This is a genomic window from Methanosarcina sp. 1.H.T.1A.1 (assembly GCF_000979295.1).
GTDB lineage: Archaea > Halobacteriota > Methanosarcinia > Methanosarcinales > Methanosarcinaceae > Methanosarcina.
Genome location: NZ_JJQY01000059.1, coordinates 10,882 through 31,184 on the forward strand (window position 1 = coordinate 10,882; position 20,303 = coordinate 31,184).

Below are 20,303 nucleotides of genomic sequence, written 5' to 3' on the forward strand. Positions count from 1 at the left end.
ATTGAAGTTTTGTACAGGAATATAAAAGGCTATTTTTTATAAAAACGGATGTGATTTGCATTAGAGACACGCAGGAGTTCATTTTTTCGTTCCTTGATGGTTTCCTTGAAGGGGCTTGCATAGTCAATTCTGAGGGGAAAATTGAGTTTATTAACGCTCTTTTTTTTGGTGCTACCGGATGGGACCGGACAGATCTGATGGGAAAGCAGATCAGTGAGCTTCCGGTCCTGGACAGTAATGGAATTGAGGTTAACCTGTTTAATCGGATAAAACATGGCCTGGATGAAAGCTTCAAAGCAAATATAGTAACAAATAGAAACACGATTAAGAAAGCTATTTTCAGCTGCAAAAAGTTGAAGGTTGGGGAACAGTTGAAATACTGTGTTTTTGTGAGGGAGCAGGACCATCCCAAAAGTAACAATGAAACTCTGAAAATAGCAGAAATATGCAATTGCCCGGTATTCGAGCAGTTCCCGATAGGCATAGCCCTTGTGGGAATAGGTGGCAAATGGATCAAGGTAAATTCCACACTATGTGGGATTTTAGGATATTCCGAAGCCGAACTTCTGGAACTGAATTTTCAATCCCTTACTCACCCTGATGATCTTGAACTGGACCTGTGTCATTTCAATGAAATTATAAATAAGTCGGCAGGGGCCTATCAGACCGAAAAACGCTACATAAGAAAAGACGGAACCCCTATCTGGACCAGGGTTTCAACCTTCATGATCAGAACTCACGAAAACAGGCCTCTATATAGTGTCTCCCATATTGAAAATATAGACGAGAAAAAAAAAGCGGTACTTGCCCTGAAAGAATCCCAGGAACAGCTGAAAGCGATATTCGAAAATGCCAGCGAATGCATCGCTATCATAGAACCCAATGGCTGTTTTCTGGATATGAACAAGATGACATACGAGATTCTGGGTTATTCCAGGGACGAAATGTTGAAAATGGAGCCTCATGACATTGTTGCTCCCGAATCTGCCGATAAGTTAGCCACAGGCCTCGAGGCACTGACGGAGAACCATGCAATCCTTGATCTTACCGTTACTCGCAAGGACGGGACTCCCATTCAAGTTGAACTGAAAATGCAACTTATCGATTACGGGGAAAAGAAAGCCATACTTATGGTTGCCCTGGACATGACCAAGTGCAAGAAGGCTGAAGAAGCTCTTCTAAACCAGGTACAATTTTTGAAAACTCTGCTTGATACTATTCCTGCCCCTGTTTCTTACAAAGACAGGGACGGAAGGTACCAGGGCTGCAATGAGCTCTTTGCCAGCACGATTCTGGGCCTCCCGGCAGAGAAGATTATCGGCCGCACCGTGGATGAGTTTGCTCAGGAAATCCCGAAAAACCTGGCTTCCATTTACAGGGAAAAGGACCTTAAGTTGCTTGAAAATGGAAGGACACAGTATTATGAAGGAGAGGTCCTGTGCGCAAACGGAGAGGTCCGGAATTTTCTCTTCAATAAGGCAGTATATAGGGACATATCAGGTAAATCCACCGGGATTGTTGGAGTGATGCTGGACATAACCAAACGCAAGCAAGCAGAAGAAGCCCTGAGAGAATCTGAAAACAAACTCCGGATTATTTTTGAAAATATCAGTGACGGAATTGCTCTTCATGATATTGAAGGCCGTTTCTTTGAGGTCAATCAGGTAGCATGCGAGCAGAGTGGTTACAGCCGGGATGAAATGCTGCAGATTACCCCGGAAGTCCTGGTAAGATCAAAGAGGATTTATTTTGAGCACCTTGAGGAGATATACCTGAAAGGGAGTGCTATTTTTGAAGTAAATTACATGCGTCAGGACGGGGCTGTCATCCCTCTCGAAATAAACAGCCGAATTATCGAATATGAAGGGAACCCGGCTTTGCTTAGCGTTTCTCGAGATATAACCGAGCGCAAGCAGGCTGAAAAAGCCCTCATGGACTATGCGAGGCAGCTTGAGCACTCCAATAAGTTAAAAGAAGAAATGGAACAAATAATCAACAACAGCCCTGTAATTGTCTTTTTATGGAAGTATGAGGAAGGCTGGCCAATAGAGTTTGTATCGGAAAACATTACAAGGTTTGGGTATGAAGTAGAGGATTTAATCTCAACCTCAAAAAAGATTTTCTACACGGACATTGTCTATCCGGAAGACCGTGGAAAAGTGGGGGATGACGTTACCAGAAATGTGGAAGCTGGCTGTGACGTCTATACCTCTGAATACCGGATCTTTACCAAATCCGGAGAAGTCCGCTGGGTGGATGAAAGAACTTTTATCCAGAGGGACGGAAAAGGTGAGATCCATCTTCAGGGTATCATCCTTGATATAACCGAACGCAAGCAGGCTGAAAAAGCCCTCGAGGAGAAGATCCAATTTTTAAAAATCCTGCTTGATACAATCCCTGCTCCGGTTTTTTACAAAGGCAGGGACCTGAAATATCAGGGCTGCAATGAACTTTTCGCCAGTAATGTCGCCTGCCTCTCGAAAGAAATGATCATCGGGCACACAATAGAAGAACTCCCCGACTCATTATCAAAAGGGATGGTTTCTTTTCATAAAAAAAGCGATCTTAAGCTGCTTAGATACGGAGGAACAAAGTGTTATGAAAGCAAGGTTATATGTAAAAATGGGGAGCAGCGAGATTTTGTATTCAGTAAGGCAGCATACAGGGATGTATTAGGAGAGGTTGTGGGAATTATCGGGGTGATGCTGGATATAACTGAGCTTAAGCAAGCCGAAGAAGACCTGCAAATTAAGAACACTGCTATAGAATCCTCCATAAGTGCCATAGCTTTTGCTGACCTTAACGGAAACCTGACTTACGTGAACCCTTCTTTCATGAAATTGTGGGGATATGGGAATAAGAAAGAGTTGCTGAGAAAAAACAGCAAATGCCTCTGGGAAAAAGAGGACAAAACAGCAGAAATTTTCTGGAGGACGTTTTCCGAAGAGAAGTTAGAAGGGGATCTGGTTGCCAGAAAGAAAAATAACTCATTTTTTGATGTCCATCTTTCGGCAAACCTGCTCCGGGATAAAAATGGCCGCGAAATAGGGATAATGGGATCGTTTGTGGATATCACTCAAAGGAAAAAAACAGAAGCAGCTTTAAATGAGGCAAAGCTGAATGCAGAAACCGCAAACCGTTCCAAAAGTGAGTTTTTAGCTACTGTGAGCCACGAACTGAGGACCCCATTAAATGCCGTAATCGGTTTTTCAGACCTGCTGCTCAGCCAGGTCTTCGGCCCATTAAATGAAAAGCAGCTAAAGCACGTGAATAATATTTCAAAGAGTGGAAAGCACCTCTTAAGGTTAATTAATGATATCCTCGATCTCTCAAAGGTTGAAGCCGGAATGACAGAGCTTAACCTTGAGAACTTATCCCTGCAGGAAGTGGTCGAGGAAATAAAGACAATGCTGATACCACGTTCGGCTCAGAAGAACATCCGTATAATGTGCCAGATCAGCCCGAAAACACCTACCCTGAGAGCCGATAAGACCAGGTTAAAGCAGATATTATATAACCTGGTGGGCAATTCCTTAAAGTTTGCACCCAAAGAGAGCACTATTAATATATCCTCCAGGTTTTCGGAAGACAAGGTACTTATCAGTGTTGCAGACTTTGGACCGGGAATTCCGGAAGCAGCCCATCAAAGTATTTTCCAGCCCTTCGTGCAACTTGAAAAATTTGAGTCAAGAGAGCAGGAAGGAGCAGGTCTTGGCCTTGCACTTGTTAAACGCTTTGTGGAGATGCACGGCGGAGAAGTTTGGGTTGAATCCGAAGTTGGGAAGGGCAGCATTTTTACTTTTACCATGCCTATAATACACAAAAATGAAAACTGATACTTCAAGGGTAGCATTATTTAAGCCTGATCTCTAATTCCGGTGTACCAAAAATGGAGAACAAAAATCAGAAAACCATTTTTAAGAATATGAGTATCCATAATCCGATTATCCTGAAAATTTACGATTCTCTCCTTGATTCCTGCGGCCCGCAGGGCTGGTGGCCCCTTATCGAGCTTCATGACAAAGGCGGGACAAATCCCACAAAAACCGGCTCGGTTCAGGGATATCATCCGGGGGACTACAGCTATCCGCAGACGGGAAACCAGCAGTTTGAGATCATATGTGGGGCACTGCTTACCCAGAACACAGGCTGGCCGCAGGTTGAAAAGGCTCTCCTTAACCTCAAACGGCTAAACGCCCTTGACCCGGTAAAAATGATTTCCCTTGACCCGGAGACCTTAAAAGAAGCCATCAGACCAGCAGGTTACTACAACCAGAAAGCTGAACGCCTCAAAATCCTTGCCGGATGGTTCTCAAATCTGAAAGACAGAACCCCGACCCGGGAAGAACTCCTCTATTTAAAAGGTGTGGGGCCCGAAACTGCCGATTCAATCCTGCTCTACGCCTTCAAACAGCCTTCTTTTGTGGTCGATGCATATACAAGGAGAATAGTAACGAACCTGGGTCTGGTAGAAGAAAAGGCAAAGTATGATGAAATAAAGGCCCTTTTTGAAGAAAATCTTCCGGAAGACCTTGCTGTGTATCAGGAGTATCATGCCCTACTGGTGGAACATGCCAAGAGATATTATCAGAAGAATAGAAACTCTGTGAAATGTCCGCTTCTGGAACTTGCCGGGAACTAAAAGAGTTTTTGGGGAAAAGAAGTTATTTACGGGCGAAATTTCAGTTGAAATTCCATCTGTATAATTTTCTTTATCCTTAGCAAGTATTTGTTTTAAATTATTTGTTTTGCAGTTAAATACTTCTTACTCAATCCAATTTGTCGTCGTGCAGTGTTTTGTGATTTTCAGTTTATTTCTTCCCTTTATCGGAAAGAAGCAATATTCCTCTTAACGCCTTATTCCGTACTTATAAGAGCTTTATTCCATCCCAATCGGAAAGTTCTGCGTCAAGAACTCCTTCATGAACCATCTTCTCAATCTCGTTTTCTACCTGTCCGTAAGTGAACTGATAGTCGTATGAGATCGCTGAGATTACATCCGGGCTATGGCAGAACCTGTCCGGAAATGCCTTATTGAACATTGCCACGTTCTCGATAATTAAGTTTCTGAGTTGTTCCATTTTTATATCACCTGTTTTTATTTTAATTTATATTTTATTTTTACTTTTGTCTGGTTTCTGTTATCTCTTCGACATAGTATAGTTGTCGAGTATCTATAAATAGATTATCCCAGTAATATATGTATGGCATATGCACCTATATATTTTTAGTTTATCTATTTGAGTATATTTCTTTTAATATAAATTACTCGCACTGAATATTTACTCAGTTAACTTATATAACTTTTGTGCTCAGTGGAATGGAAAAGCATAGATAAAATACCCGGAGAAAACAATTAATTAGAGTTAAAGTATACTATAATATTATAGTTTATTTCTAAGTAACGAATTTTCTGGTTTGCAAGTATCGGCTTTCGGGCTGAAGGTCATAAGAAGGGAAATCCCGAAAGGAAAAGGAGAAAAATGGACCAATTTCCATCAATGAACCCGAATCCTGTGCTCCGTCTGGATAAAAATGGGACAGTTCTTTACTCAAACAGCGCAGGTGAATCCCTGCTGCAAAAATGGAGTGTGGGAGTTGGAGAAAAACTACCTTCCTGTATCGGAGATTTTGTGCAGAGGGTACTTTCTCTGAATAGCCCGGAAAAAATGGAAGTTAAAGTGGGAAAAAAAGTATACCTGATCACGTTTCACCCTTTGCTTGAAGAATACGTAAACGTTTACGGATTTGATATAAGCGGTCAGAAAGAACTGGAAGAAAAACTCCGTATCAAGGAAAGACAGCATGATGTTCTTTACAAGATAGGGAGGATAGCCCTTGCGTCTGAAAGCCTTCAATCCTTCATGGACGAAAGTGTAAAGCTGGTTGCCAGTACCCTGAAACTCGAATACTGTAAAATCCTGGAACTTTTACCCGATGGAAATTTCCTGCTCAGGGCCGGAGTAGGGTGGAAACCCGGACTTGTGGGAAAAGCTGTCATTGAGGGGAAAATGGAATCCCAGGCAGGATACACCCTTTTTTCAAAAATCCCCGTTATCGTAGAAAACCTCAGGGAGGAAAAGCGTTTCAGTACCCCCAAAATTTTGAAAGAACATGGTGTAGTAAGCGGGATGAGTGTCACCATAGGAAACAGGGAAAACCCCTTTGGAGTGCTGGGAGCCCACAGTACTAAAAAAAGGAAGTTCACAGGAGAAGACACCTATTTCCTCAATTCGGTGGCATTTATGATTGCAGAAGTAATCAAACGCAGGAGTGCAGAAGAGGAACTGAAGCAGCACAGGGAACAGCTTGAAGAATTAATTAAAGAAAGGACCTCCGAACTTACAAAGGCAAATGAGCAGCTTTCCCGGGAAATTGCAGGGCGCAAGCAGGTGGAAAAAGCCCTTCAAAATAACGTCAATTTCCTGGAGACAGTTCTTGATGCGATACCTGCGCCCATTTTTTACAGGGACCTGGACTACATTTACCAGGGCTGCAACGAGATGTTTGCCAGCTATATCCTGGGCCTTCCGAAAGAAAAAGTCATAGGACACTCCATGTATGAGTTTACAAAAGAATTTTCGGAAGAAATGACCCGGATCTCCGAATATAATGACAGGATGCTGCTGAAAGAAGGAATAAGTCTGCCTCATGAAGTACAGATAAGATGTGCAGAAGACGGAATAATCAGGGACTTTTTAGTCCATAAAGCTACATACAGTAATGTCGCAGGGGATGTAATCGGGATTGTAGGGGTATTACTTGACATTACCAAACGAAAAAAGGCAGAGGAAGCCCTTTTAAAAACCGAGAATCTCCGCAAAAAAGAGATTCACCACAGGATCAAAAACAACCTCCAGGTGATATCGTCCCTGCTGAGCCTCCAGGCTGAACACTTCAGCGATGAAAAAGTTAAAGAGGCTTTTCAGGACAGCCAGAACCGGGTCATATCAATGTCCCTTATCCACGAGGAACTTTACAAAACCGGGGACTCCGAAAACCTTGATTTTACAGCCTACCTCCGAAAACTGGCAAAAGAACTTATCCAGTCTTATAAAATCGGGACAGAGGACATCCGTTTAAAGCTGGACCTCGAAAACGTATCCCTTGGAATGGACACGGCGATCCCCCTCGGGATCATTGTCAGTGAACTTGTTTCCAACTCCTTAAAACACGCTTTTCCCAGGGGAAGAAACGGGGAAATCCGGATCAAATTCCACCGGACAGAAAATGATGATACCTCTCAGTTTACGCTGACCGTTTCGGATGATGGAGTGGGGATGCCGGAAAAGATCGATTTCAGGAATACCCCCTCCCTGGGACTTCAACTTGTAAACGCCCTGGTAGAACAGATAAATGGGAGTATTGAACTAGAAAAAGGGGTGGGAACAGGATTCAGGATAAAATTCAAAGAAAATTCAGGCTGAAGAAACAAAAAGGGATCAGAAAATAGTTTAAGGGTCCCAAAAACCATTAACGTTTGTTTTTTTAAATTCAACTGCCTTTTTTCAAATTTTAGACCTCAGGTCATATACCAGGTGCTCCGGAGTCAATTAGCCGGGATTATTCCAAAATAAGCAAAATGGAATCTCCTGTTTTGTTCCTGTCAGGCGCCGGGTGCGGCTTGAGGCGGTGGGCTTCGAGCAGATGAAAACACAATCTTCAACGGCACTGGAAAAATCGAGAATCAAAATATCGGCTATTTAGCAGTGACGACAAAAAATTCATGGAAAATTTAACAGCTCAGGAATTATGCTGAAAAATGCTTTTACGAGCCATACTGCGAAAATCAGGAATAAAATGTAGACAATAGCTTCTGCCATCTGTCCCATAGATTTAAATTAGGCGCATAGTACATAATATTTTTTATTAGACAGTAAATTCTTATTTTTATAATTGTATATAACTATGTCAGAAGAAACAGAAAACCAGCCTGCAGAATTCAGGTTTAGAAATTGAGGTTTAACTGGATGGCATTAAACATGGCACCTGTTATTAAATCTGTTGAACTTCCCGGTAAGGTAGTACTCCAATATGTTGAGCAGGGAGATGTCTCGGGCGTCCCAGTGCTGTTTTTGCACGCCATTGCAGACTCCTGGCATGCCTTCGAGCGCTTACTGCCTCATCTGCCCGGATATATACATGCTATAGCTCTGACACAAAGGGGCCATGGAGATGCGAGCCGCCCTGAGGCGGGTTATAGACCGCGTGATTTTGCGGCTGACCTTCTGGTTTTTATGGACATACTTCAGCTTGAAGCAGCCATAATCATAGGAGGTTCCAGTGGCGGTATTATCGCCCGGCGCTTTGCAATCGACCACCCCGAACGCACTCTCGGGCTTGTGCTCCTTGGCTCTCCCTTCACCCTTAAAGATAAACCGGGCCCTCAGGAACTGTGGAACTCTATAATATCAAAAATGACAGACCCTGTTGACCCGCGAATGGTCCGCGAATTTGCAGAAGATACGCTTGCTCAGCCAGTGCCTCAGGATTTTTTAGAAATGCTGGTGCAGGAGAACCTGAAAGTCCCTGCGCGCGTATGGAAAGCGACATTTAAAGGCCTCATGGAAGATGATTCTTCCGGAGAGCTCGATAAGATCAGGGCACCCACCCTGATTATCTGGGGGGACAGGGATGCATTCCTTCCCCTGAGCGACCAGAAAGCCCTCACAGAAGCGATCTCATGCTCACAATTCGTTGTGTATCCAGGTGCCGGGCACGCTTTCTATTGGGAAGAGCCGGCTCGCGTTGCTTCGGATATTGTTGCATTTATTGAAGAGATTGCCGATTGATTGAAATGCTACGGAGGGCAGACCAAGTCCTTTATTTCTGAAAGACCTATTACTCAAAATTTTTTTTAAAATCATTTACAGAAGGCGGGTAAAAAGCCTGGAGTTTTTGAAAGCCGAAACATGGTAATAGCGGGCAGTTCGCTGGAATAAGACAAACAGAAAACACGAAGATTGCATACATGATCAAAACCAAAATGAAGTAAAACGAGGTAAAACGAGATAAAATAGAAGGAAACAAAATGAAGTATTAAAAAGGGTGCTAGTGACCCATAAGGTCTGATCCACAATTTAATGTAGTTCTGTACTTAAGTTCTACTTATTTAAGTCATTACTTAGTCAAGTTACTACTTAGTCAAGTTACTACTTAGTCAAGTCACTACCTATTTAAGTTACATACCTTCTTTGTACGTCTTCTTCATAGATTTGGGACTGACCTTATGGATCAATTATAATTATGTCATTAAAGGTATAAAAGAACAACGACAGGATCCTTTTTTCTTTAGCAAGTAATAATTACCGGATATATGGTCCATGTTTAAATGATTGGCTAACCATAGATGGCTAGCCAGACTTATTAAACGAGTATTTTATTAAACGAGTATTAGCACATCCCCAGGGCTTTAAGGAGCTGCTTTAAGTCTGCCTTTGAGCTCTCGACAAAGACTCCCCTTGTGCCTGAGATCATAACGGTCCAGTCGCCGCCGCTGTACATCCAGTTATTCTGAGGCACCCAGTTCATCTTGTAAAGCAGTGTGTAAGCACTTGCCAGAGCGTCGAACATCATGTTCACGGTCCCGCAGAACTTGGCAGTCATTTCTGCCATCTCTTTGGGCATCTCGGTTTTGGATTTGTACTCCACAAGTTTTCCTTCCGGGCTGAAAATCCCGGCTGCTGCTACGCCGTCAAATTTCAAAAGCTCATCTAACGATAGGTTGCACTCTTTTTGGTTCATGTATTTCCCCCAATAATTCCAGTATATACCTGTGAACTGTTCGCTAAATCTAAAAAGTTACGGGCTTCCTGCTTCATTTATCGAATTGCCTTTTACAAATCCACAGGCTCTATCCGTTTCCATGCATAAGAATTAGTTCAGCGAACAATCTTTCCTTCGGGCATGATTTTTGCATAAAGGAATGAAAAGTGATTGGTACAATATTATATAAAAATATCAAATTAAAAAATGAACGTTCAAAACTTTCTTTTAAGTTAAGATTTCTCATGAATTATAATTATCTCAGATTAGAATAAGATATTCATTTAATTATATAAGCGTTGGAATATAATTTATGATATATAATAAATGGCGTAAAGGGCTGGAAAGGGCTAATGAGTTTAGATGATTATTATTTTGAAAAGGCCTGCACTCACTATAAAAATAAGGAATTTGAAGAGGCCATAGAATTATTTTCTTAGGCTGTGGAAAGTTCCATTAGAATGAAAGATTTCAAGATAAAAGCTGAAGCCTTACTCTACAAAGGTAGTGCTCTCTATGAACGCGGATTACAATTAGAAAAAATTCAGAATTTCGAAGAGGCTCACCAGAAATTTACGGAAACTAAAAAAATTTTCCAAGAATTCAAATCGGATCCGAGCTTGATAGAATCTTTGGAGAATGAGCTGAAGAGTTTTTACTATTACAAAAAAGGGCTCTTTTGTTATCATATAAAATATTATAATACTGCCATCGATACATTTTCTAAGGCGCTCAAATTAAAGGAAACAAAAGGAAAAGTATTTTTCCAATTGAGTTTAGCTTATTATAAAATTGAAAATTTTGAAAATTCCGCTAAATATTTCAAAGAAGCTATAAACAGTTCTTATTATGACAAGGAAATCTTAGCTCAAGTAGTAGAAAAACTTAGTAATACTTTTGAGAAGGGATTATTTTATTACACTCTCAAAAAATATGATGATGCAATCCAAGTTTTTGATAAAGTAAAAAACCATGATGAAGAAGAGGCTTTCTATAAAGCTCTTTCCCAATACGAGCTCAAAGAATTCAAAAAATCTTTAAAACAATTCGGATCATTAATAGATAAAGATTCGGAGATAGCTGCTAAATCATGTTATTATAAAGGCCTCATACTTCACGAACTTAGAAATAATTTTAAAGACCAAGAGCTATTAAAAGCTGTTTTTGATGGATATGATACGGTTTCTATTGGAGAAAATGAGAAAATTGAATTAAAAGAAGAATCTCAAAAATTTGTCAATAATAAAGAGGGCAAAAACTTAAAAGAGTATATATCATGGGATGTGGGCAAGAAAACAAAGTTTGTAAAATATTTGAATGATCCATCAAATAACGAACCAAAAGCAGAAGAAATTCTTCAAAGAATTATTGATATAGAATCCCAGACAGCTTTTGAAGAAGCCTTAAACAAATATAACGAGATCATAGAATCTTCCCAAACTTTTGGATTATATTACGATAAGGCCCTTGTTTTAGATGAGCTCAAAAGATACAAAGAAGCCATTGAATCTCTCGATGAATTCCTTAAAAACAAGCCACGGGATGCAAAAGCCTGGCTTAAAAAAGGAACTATTCTTTTCAAAATTGCAAAAGATGAAGGGATTAAAACTACTTTTGAAGAACCAAAAACAGAAACCGAAACCGAAAAAATCTCTTGTGAAAAAGAAATAACAAGAATTAAAGCAGCTAAAGATGCTCTGAAAAAATCCTCATGGCATTTTAAAATCGATGAAGCGATAGAAACTACTTCTGAAGAACCGAAAACAGAAACCGGAAACGAAAAAATCTCTTGTGAAAAAGAAATAACAAGAATTGAAGCAGCTAAAAATGCTCTGGAAAAATCCATAGGATATTTTAAAATCCTAATTGATGAAAACCCAAAGAATCCAGATCACTGGTACAATAGAGGTACTGCCCATTCAAGTCTTGCTGAAGTTTTCATCAAAACCAGAGATTATCAGGATGCTCTTAAAGAATACGAAGAAGCCGTAAAAGCTTTTGATAATGCTACAACTCTAAATCCGAATTTTGCCCTTGCGTGGAACAATAAAGGCAATGCATATATGAAGCTCAAAAAATACAATAAAGCTATTGAAGCTTTTGAAGAAGCATTTAAAATAAACTCAAATTACTATCTTGCGTTGCATAATAAGGGCGATGCTCTATATTCTCTGGGTAAATATGATGAAGCAATTAGAATATATAACCAAGTAATATACGAAGACGAAACTCAAAAAAAGGAAAGAGAATCCGATCCAAATATTTACAAATCCTGGAACGACAAAGGTCTTGCACTTTATAAACTCGAAAGATACGATGAAGCTGTAAAAGCTTTCGATAAAGCACTTGATATTAACCCGACTTTTGCTGATGGCTACATAAATAAGGGGCTCGTTTTTTACAAACTTGAAATGCTTTCAGGGGCAAGAACAGCTTTTGAAGAAGCTCTAAAAATCGAGCCCGGCAATGCACGCGCTTCCAACAATCTAGGAGTTGTTCTTGCCAGAGACGGAGAATTGGATCGAGCAAAAAAACTTTTTGAAAATACTTTTCAAGAAAATCCCGACTTTATTTTAGCACATGCCAACTTAGCAGAACTACTTTTAAACAGTGGTGGAATTGAAGAAGCTTCCAAAAACATAAAAATTATTTCAATAGATGACAAAAACCCTGATCCTAATATGGGTTATATTCATTTCCTGGATGGGCGAATAAAAATCGAAAATATGGAAAGTAAGGAAAAGAAATATAGCGAGGCAGCTAAATCATTTGAAAAAGCAACTTCCTTCAATGTAGATAACCCAATATTTCTTCTCTGGTCGGTTTATGCCAAATACCTTTGCCAAAAATTTGAAACTGGTGGGAAAGCAAACTCTTCTGAGAAACAAGATTCTTCTGAGAAACAAAATTCTGAAAAGGAGGATGTTTCACCAAAAGCTGAAGATATATGTTCCAATGAGCTTTCTAATTCAATTGTATCTGACTTAGGAAAGGTATTGAATTTTTGTAATGCACCTGTGATCAAAAAAGACTCGCTGCAAAAACTGCTAGATCAAAAGTTATTATGGAAGATAACAGTCGCTATAATATTTTTGTATGGACTAATTTATCTTTTTAAGTTTTTAGGGTCCAATATTCAAAATATATTTAGTATTCAAATACTGAACAATTTGGAATTAATAGCAATAGGATTGATCCTATTATTTGTACTATTTGATAGAAAATTGATATGGCCAATAATAATAATTTTAATATCGTTATTTGGGCCTTTTTACTTATTTGATAGTAATATATGGATAGCTTTGATTTTAATAATAATAGCGTTAGTCACATTACCCAGACTGCTCGACAGAAAATTATTATGGCCAATGATAAAAGTTATAGTATTACTTTTGCTTTTTTATTCTTTGTCAATAAAAACTATACTGGTACTACTATTACTAATTTTGTTATATGAACTAATTTTTGGATTAATACAGAAACCTGATCCATTTAGCAAATTAATTGATTGGCTATTATCTCTTAAAGAAAACATATTAGAAATTAAAATAAAAGAGCATCTTATTAGGTTCGACAGGTACAAAGAAATCAAAGCATACACCCTGTACCTCCAGGGTTACTTTTACTTTAAACTTCAGGATTACACAACCGCTAAAGAGAAACTTAAAGAATGCATAAACCTGAGGCCAGACACCAGGACTGATAAAGCTTCCAGAGAACTTCTTGATAATATCTGGAAGCACAAAATAAAACCACCCTTCTGGACTTACTGGTTTAATTCGCCTGTTAATACCTGGAGAAGAAGAACTTTTGGCATATTCGTTATACTTGGGATTTTATTGATACTATTTGTACATACGGAAAATCCACAACCTGTAGCCTGGAATGAGTCTACGTCCAATGATTCACGGAATTTTATTCCCGGACAGATAAACATTTATCCCTACATAATTTCGTACTATCCGGCAAATAACACAACTTCAAATCTCACAGGTTCCTCGAGTAACTATAACAACGCTAACGATGAAAATGAAAATGACAACAATAACATTAACAACAATGTAACCTGGAATATTTTAACTCCTGAAAAGGTGAACATTTATCCGGACATACCAGATAATTATTTTGATGCAATCTTACTGCTGATTCTTATCTTGATTCTGATTTCCCCCAGTGTCAGGATCACAGAAAATGTCAAACTAATACTTAAAAAAGGAGGCGATGTAAGCCTCGATTTAGGGCCAATAGCGGCTCCACCGGAATTTAACTTTGAACTTTCTCCTTCCCTGATGTTGGATGTGATCAAAAGACTGGATGAGAACCTGTAAGCAAAAGCTTTCGTGAGCGAGGGACTCCGGAGGACTACATTTCGTTATTTGGTTTTCTCATTTTCATACTGCTTTCCTGTTAGTGATGCCAAATAGCGAATGAAGAAAGCTTTTTTAACTCTAATGTATACTGAAATCTTATGAGACAATGGCCTCTAAATCCAATAATTCCAGAAGAAACGGCTTCGGAAGAAACATTTCTGAAAAAAACAGTTCCCGGAAGAATCCCCCAGAAAGGGGAAGCCGGCTCTTTCTGGGAAGATCGGGGAGACCGATACCACTGCGGAGTCGACCTTTATGTCCCCGAAAATACTGAGGTCCTTTCAATTGAAGAAGGAATCGTTCTGGAAACCGGCCTTATGACTTCCCCCGAGATCCTGCCTTACTGGAACCCAACGTATTACGTGATAATCAAAAACACCTCCGGGATGTTTTGCAAGTATGGAGAACTTGCAGAGTGCAAAGTGAAAAAAGGAGAGAAGGCAGGCTCCGGGCAGTTGATAGGGCGTGTTGGAATGGTCCTTAACTGTGCGAAAATAAATGAATCCTCTCCGTCCTATATCCGGAAATTAAAGAATAAAAACCCCAGCATGCTTCATTTTGAACTCTGGAAGGATAAACCGGTTACCTCCCATAGAGACTATCTCGGAGGAAACTGGTTTTCTGAAGAAAAGCCAGAAACCCTTGTAGACCCTACGGAATATCTGGCATCAATAAGGAACTGAATGAAAAATCAGGCTGATGGCCACGGTTTTTTGCGGCGGATTATGTCATTTATGTCATTTCCGTTTTTATAGTCCGGGCATGCAAACTTTAAGAAGAAGATAATTCCCCAAGAGAAGGAGAATTAACATTCATATGTATGGACTGATGTGAATTTATTTCAAAAAGTTTTTCAATAATTATACCAACTGATACTATGTGTTTTTGATGTTTTTCATCTTGAAAAGCCTATCAATACTACAGTTTAAAATAATAAATAAACATAGGCACATAATAGAAATATATACTTTTTTATAGAGATATTGTATAGCAGACTACTGAATGGATATATCATTAAGACGAATTTGAAAAAATACCTATGATTTGAACATTGTAGTGGTTCCTGCTTAATCGGTTGGTATTATTCAGAATGTCCTGAGATGAAATCTTTTTTCTCTTCTGCGCCTTACAGGGCTGAAACCGTCTCGTCTGCCCGCAAAAACAAATAACAGGCGAATTCCTACTGGTATTAAGAAAAAACGAGATTATAGTGAAATGCCTTCATGGTCCGAAGAATACTTCCCTTGACCCCCGGAGATCGCTTTTCAATTCACAGGTAAATATCGGACGTATCCGCCAGCTTGTCTGGCGGCCCTGCAAAAAAAGAAGAAAAAAGAAGAAAGATAATTAGGATTTACGCACTTGAGGTACAAAATCAAATGCAACATACGGTGTGATAAAATTATTTTTTTAGACAGTATGGGGTTTAATGCTAATGATTTCTCAGTTCAACCGCGTAAGTCCTGATAATAAGAGAAGGAAGAAACAAGAGGTTGAAATTTCCATTAAAAATCAATAAAAACAGACGTGAATAATAGTATTTTTCAGGTATATTTTTATCAGGTTCTGACTGCATCTCCCTACTTATTACTTTAATTTTACTTTATAGCTTTTCTTTCGGGTCTTTTTTCACTTTTTTGAAAGCCGCTCTCCTGTGTTGAGCGTGACAAAAAACAAATTCCCCTGCTGGATAACTTTACTACCCCCTTTATATAAAAGGACGTCAGATTTTTCCGTATGAGGGAAGGAGAAGAAAAAGAACTCACAGCTTATTGCGGGCTTTACTGCGCCGACTGTATCCACTTTCAGAATAAACACAATAAACTTGCGGGGCAGCTGAAAGAGGCACTTGAGAATATAGACTTTCAAAGCTACGCCAGCGTAAAAAGTCCTTTTGGTTCGGAGTTCCAGCAGTATGATGTGTTTCTTACAGTGCTTGAAGCTCTTATAAGCCACTCCTGCTCTGAAGGCTGTCGAACAGGAGAAGGGTGCAGTGAAGAGCCCTGCCAGATAATTCAGTGCTGTAAGGAAAAAGGCTACGAGGGGTGCTGGGAATGCGGGACTTTTGAAGCATGTGAGAAGTTCGAGTGCTTAAAACCCCGCTGTGAAGCTTCGGTAATGCATAACCTCAAAGAGATAAGGGAAAATGGTTTTGAAGGCTGGAGCAAGCGCCGCAGGCCTATTTATAACTGGCAACAGATGTGACCGAAGAAGCGTCTGAAGAAGAGTTTGAACATAAAATGAGCCGCAAAAAACATAATCAAATTTGATTACATGCTGCTGCCATCCGAGGAATTAGCCTGGTTTCTGAAAAAAATATTTTTGTGGGATTGATATGGTGATTCCAGATGAGAAAACATCCCAATATGATAAAATATCCCAAAGCGATGTAAAAATCGAAGCATTCAAGAAACTGCCTGTAATCAAAGATAATTACATTGATAAAGGCGACGGAAAAAAAAATTATCACTGACTTTTTTTGATATGCACGGGAGAACAGGTTTCCCTTCGTGCTTATTATAGATCGGGACGAAAATGCGCCTGCGTCAAGGAAAATCTCAAGTTCTTAAAACCGGGAGCGAACCCGCAAATCTCCTGAGGGAAAAACCAAAACTATAGACCAGAGCTTCATAGACCAAAGATACATCTATCAGCATGCCCGATACCTGTGCAGGGGAGTTATATGCAGGCATTTGTAGGCACAAGCGGCTGGTACTACGAGTGGAATAAGGAAAAAAGCCTGGACTGGTTCGTAAGGAATTCCAAACTGAATACTGTAGAGCTCAATGCAAGCTTTTACAGGTTTCCTTCTCCCAATACGATAAAGAACTGGTCAGTAAAAGGAGCCGGGATGCGGTGGAGCGTAAAGGCTCACATGTCGGTTACCCATAAACATCAATTCAATGAAAGAGCCTTTGAAATATGGAACAATTTCAGGGAACGTTTCGAACCCCTTGATCCTCTGATTGATTTTTACCTCTTCCAGACACCACCAAAGTTCAAGGACATAGGAAAAGTGCTGGACTTTGCAAAAGCCACAGGCCTGGGGAAGAGGTTTGCTTTAGAAATCCGGAACAGAGAAGTGCTGGGAGACGAGGGGCTGTGTGAGGCAATTGTGGAAAAAGTAACTCCCGTATCTGTAGACTCCCCCGACTTCCGAGACAGGATCTTTCCCGGCAAAATTGTTTATTTGCGGATGCATGGGCGAGAAGGCTGGTACTGCTATGCTTATTCAGGAAAGGAAATGAGGGAAACCGCAGGAAAAATCCTTGAAGAAGGCCCGGAAAAAGCCTATGTTTACTTTAATAACGACCACAATATGCTGAAAAATGCAAGAGTGATGCTGGACATCATGAATGAATTGTCAACCTGAGGAGAGCCCTGTGCAGGACTTCAAACATCCCCTCCGACCGGGATCAGAAACTCAGATTCGAGCAATCTTCTGCTCCTGTAAAGCCCCCTGCAGCGGAGTGAAATATCTGTAAACGTAAACCAGGCATTAGAAAAAGATTATTATATTAAGAATATATATTCACAATTGACAAGTTAACTTTAGAAGGTCAAAAATAAGGTTTATCTAAATTATAATGTCAAATTTTATGAAAATTGATCTCTGGTAAATAGGTACCGCGTGAATAACTTATTTTATATATAATAACAGAAGTTAGAATTCCGGGTAAAAAAGGGGAAAAAACATGTTCTGGAGCAAGGACGATATTGTAGAAAGGCTTGCCAAAATCCCGCGCACACTGGAAGACATCTCAGTAGAGATCTTCGATGGCGTACCCTCAACAAATGATTTCTTGCACAGGGTTAGCCTATCGCGGGAAAACAGCCCCGATGCACCATACGTATGCAGACACCTGTACAAAAATGTGAACATAGAGCAGGAATTAATGTATCCTTACCTGGATAGTGCTCTTCCCAACGAATTTGCCATCCGTGCGACACAGTACAGGTTCATGCTGCCCTATGAGATAAGGGGCTGCGGCGTCAGGAAAGAATACCGAATCTTCCAGCCAGGAGAGTTAAATACAAAGTTTCCAATGGCATATGAAAGGCTTCTGGGGATCAAATCCAAATTAGGAACCGATGGAAAAAAGCTTGATTCTGCCGACTGTTACCGCCTGGAAGATGAAAGGTTCTTGCAGTACATTAACACGCCCAAAATCATCATTACCGACCACTACCGTCTGCAGGCCTCGTACGATGCAGCCGGAAACCATGTGTTTGCTGGTGGGATAGGAGTAATTCTCGGCGACCCTTCCATGTACCATTACGTTACAGCCGTCCTTAATTCCTCCATATCAAGAGCCTTCCCGGAAATCTGGAACCGCGAAAAGAAGTGCACCGGCAACACCATTTGCCCTAAAATTCTGAAGAGGTTCCCTATAAAATTCCCAAAGGGCGAGCCCGTTGAAACCCTGATAAGCACAATCTCCCGCTATCTTATTTATCTCAACAGCCAGAAACATACGGCAAGTGTCTGTTCTTTGCCTTACTACCAGAAACTCATAGACTTCTACAAACGGATTATGGACCTCCTGATTCTGGACACCTACTTAACAAACGACCTGGACCCCAGGTTTCTGGAAATTCTTGCAGAAAACATTATCTCTCCCGAAGAAGGATTCGAATACATCACCGATATGAGCCTTCTTATTTCAATGCAGGCCGTAAAGAAAAACATCCTTGATTCCCCGGACTTCCGAAAATGTAAGTTCAACAATGAATTCACCAACATTCTGGCTACCCTGAAAAACAACGTTGTCTGGTAAAAACCAATTAAGATTCAAAAAGAGAAAGGGGAGAAAAATTTCCCCTTTTGTCAAAATATTTTTCAGTCAAACTCCTGTTTTTAAGAGGCTTATTACTGGATATTAAAATTCACTTTGTCCAGCTCATCTCTTTCCTCAGCGTTATACACGTATCCGTCCATAACCACATCAATCACATCAACAGTGTACGCTCCAGCCCCCTGTTTATTTGAGGTTTTCCATTTAATAACAGCTCCCCCGTTTTCGTCAGTAAGTCCCTGAAGCGAAGCTACTTCTTTACCTTCAGAATCAAGGACGCTCAGGAACACGGTGGCACCTGAAATTTGAGAGCCTGTAGAATCCCCTATTCTGAATCCTATGCCCACAGTATCCTTTGGAGCAAATGTACTACTTTGCCCGGCTGGATTGCCCTTTATGTCAACTTCCAGCGTCACCAGGTCACCGACCACAAGCTCGGAAGCCGGAGGTAATGCCGAAGCAGGCCACGTTGTAGATGCCATCTCATAGGGCTCTGCCATACCGTTCTTCAGCCAGGCATCCAGTAGTTTATTCCCTTCTTCTGCAAGGAACGGGTTCGATCCGGTGTTGGCCTTATACAGGAAGAGTACGTACTCCCAGCTTGTGGGCTGGTAGAGGAGTCGTATTTCCGCTTTTACAGCATCAGCTGGAGGGTTCAGGGTTATCTCGTCCCAGTAATTGTACACCCCTTCCGGTCCGGGGTTTCCGTACTGGTCTTCCGGAACCGGAAGTGCATTTCGGATTTTTGCCTCATCGTAGCTCATTCCGTAGGGCGGGATACGGTTATCCATTTCCATTGCATTGTTCAGGACAAAGTGGAACGTCTTATAGGTGGTTCCCCTAGATTGTCCAGCAAGCTCTCTGAGAGTATAATCCGGCTCCCCTGTATAGCGGTCATAGCTCAATGGCAGATCTCCTGGAACATTAAAAGGCGGACTCATAAGCTGGTTTGCCCATTCCTGTGTCATGGCTGGGTGACTCTCGTATATTTTGGTGTTTTTATCCTTGAGGTTCAGAATGGTATTAACAGTGTCATTCACACTATCTCCATCCAGATCTATCTCAAGCTGGACAGGACCATATTTTCCGTCTTCCCTCACAATGTCGTTGCTCGCATTATACCACTTAATATTTACCCACATCCGGCGCCCTTCAGGATAACCGGTGATGAGTTTATGGCCTGCCGTATTTATGACTTTCAGGGTATCGTCGGTTACTTCCAGGACTGCTGCATTCTCAAGCTGTTTCCCGGCCCTACCCTGCCCGGCATCTATTGCATCGTTCTGGGTAGTTGTAAGTCCTCCGCCGAGCCTGAGCTGTCCCATGCCTGTCTCTTATACACATCTCCGAGCCCACGAGACGGACTCCTATC

At 40.7% G+C, this 20,303-nt stretch carries 13 protein-coding genes; 10 read left to right on the plus strand and 3 right to left on the minus strand.

Annotation, left to right across the window (positions count from 1 at the left end; all coding sequences use genetic code 11):
• Positions 1–50 precede the first annotated feature (50 nt).
• On the plus strand, positions 51–3,836 hold the full coding sequence (locus EO95_RS16700; protein ID WP_052733521.1) for a PAS domain S-box protein: 3,786 nt from the start codon (positions 51–53) through the stop codon (positions 3,834–3,836).
• Between the two features lie 53 nt (positions 3,837–3,889).
• Positions 3,890–4,642, plus strand: coding sequence for an endonuclease III domain-containing protein (locus EO95_RS06225; RefSeq protein ID WP_200895006.1), 753 nt, complete (start codon positions 3,890–3,892; stop codon positions 4,640–4,642).
• Positions 4,643–4,868: 226 nt separating this feature from the next.
• Here the strand turns inward: EO95_RS06225 and EO95_RS06230 are convergent, their stop codons facing one another.
• Positions 4,869–5,081, minus strand: a complete 213-nt coding sequence (locus EO95_RS06230; RefSeq protein WP_048133254.1) for a hypothetical protein — start codon at positions 5,079–5,081, stop codon at positions 4,869–4,871.
• Between the two features lie 402 nt (positions 5,082–5,483).
• Here EO95_RS06230 and EO95_RS06235 point away from each other — a divergent pair, with 402 nt between their 5' ends.
• Together EO95_RS06235 and EO95_RS06240 are read left to right on the plus strand one after the other, a co-directional pair.
• Positions 5,484–7,427: a histidine kinase dimerization/phosphoacceptor domain -containing protein gene (locus tag EO95_RS06235; RefSeq protein WP_048133255.1), complete on the plus strand. Its 1,944-nt coding sequence runs from the start codon at positions 5,484–5,486 to the stop codon at positions 7,425–7,427.
• A gap of 543 nt (positions 7,428–7,970) precedes the next feature.
• Positions 7,971–8,792: an alpha/beta fold hydrolase gene (locus EO95_RS06240; protein ID WP_082105953.1), complete on the plus strand. Its 822-nt coding sequence runs from the start codon at positions 7,971–7,973 to the stop codon at positions 8,790–8,792.
• 601 nt (positions 8,793–9,393) lie between these two features.
• Here EO95_RS06240 and EO95_RS06245 read toward each other — a convergent pair.
• A complete protein-coding gene (locus EO95_RS06245) occupies positions 9,394–9,744 on the minus strand; it encodes a DUF2173 family protein (protein ID WP_048133258.1) in 351 nt (116 codons plus the stop codon).
• A 482-nt stretch (positions 9,745–10,226) separates the two neighbouring features.
• Between EO95_RS06245 and EO95_RS06250 the strand changes: the two genes are divergently transcribed.
• The 6 genes from EO95_RS06250 to EO95_RS06270 all read left to right on the plus strand — a co-directional run bounded on the left by EO95_RS06250 (position 10,227) and on the right by EO95_RS06270 (position 18,913).
• Positions 10,227–14,093 carry a tetratricopeptide repeat protein gene (locus EO95_RS06250; protein WP_048133260.1) on the plus strand — a complete coding sequence of 1,289 codons (3,867 nt, stop codon included), beginning with the start codon at positions 10,227–10,229 and terminating at the stop codon, positions 14,091–14,093.
• A 140-nt stretch (positions 14,094–14,233) separates the two neighbouring features.
• Positions 14,234–14,818 (plus strand): M23 family metallopeptidase, encoded by a 585-nt coding sequence (locus tag EO95_RS06255; RefSeq protein ID WP_048133262.1) that lies wholly within the window; start codon positions 14,234–14,236, stop codon positions 14,816–14,818.
• Positions 14,819–15,872: 1,054 nt separating this feature from the next.
• The gene (locus EO95_RS16705) at positions 15,873–16,340 is read left to right on the plus strand and encodes a DUF3795 domain-containing protein (protein ID WP_052733522.1); all 468 of its coding nucleotides are present in this window, start codon (positions 15,873–15,875) and stop codon (positions 16,338–16,340) included.
• Between the two features lie 130 nt (positions 16,341–16,470).
• Positions 16,471–16,608, plus strand: coding sequence for a hypothetical protein (locus tag EO95_RS17500; RefSeq protein ID WP_156163997.1), 138 nt, complete (start codon positions 16,471–16,473; stop codon positions 16,606–16,608).
• Positions 16,609–16,818: 210 nt separating this feature from the next.
• Positions 16,819–17,508 (plus strand): DUF72 domain-containing protein, encoded by a 690-nt coding sequence (locus EO95_RS06265; protein WP_048133264.1) that lies wholly within the window; start codon positions 16,819–16,821, stop codon positions 17,506–17,508.
• Between the two features lie 322 nt (positions 17,509–17,830).
• Positions 17,831–18,913, plus strand: a complete 1,083-nt coding sequence (locus EO95_RS06270) for a hypothetical protein (protein ID WP_048133266.1) — start codon at positions 17,831–17,833, stop codon at positions 18,911–18,913.
• A 92-nt stretch (positions 18,914–19,005) separates the two neighbouring features.
• Here EO95_RS06270 and EO95_RS06275 read toward each other — a convergent pair whose 3' ends face one another.
• Positions 19,006–20,256, minus strand: a complete 1,251-nt coding sequence (locus EO95_RS06275; protein WP_048133268.1) for a hypothetical protein — start codon at positions 20,254–20,256, stop codon at positions 19,006–19,008.
• Positions 20,257–20,303 lie beyond the last annotated feature (47 nt).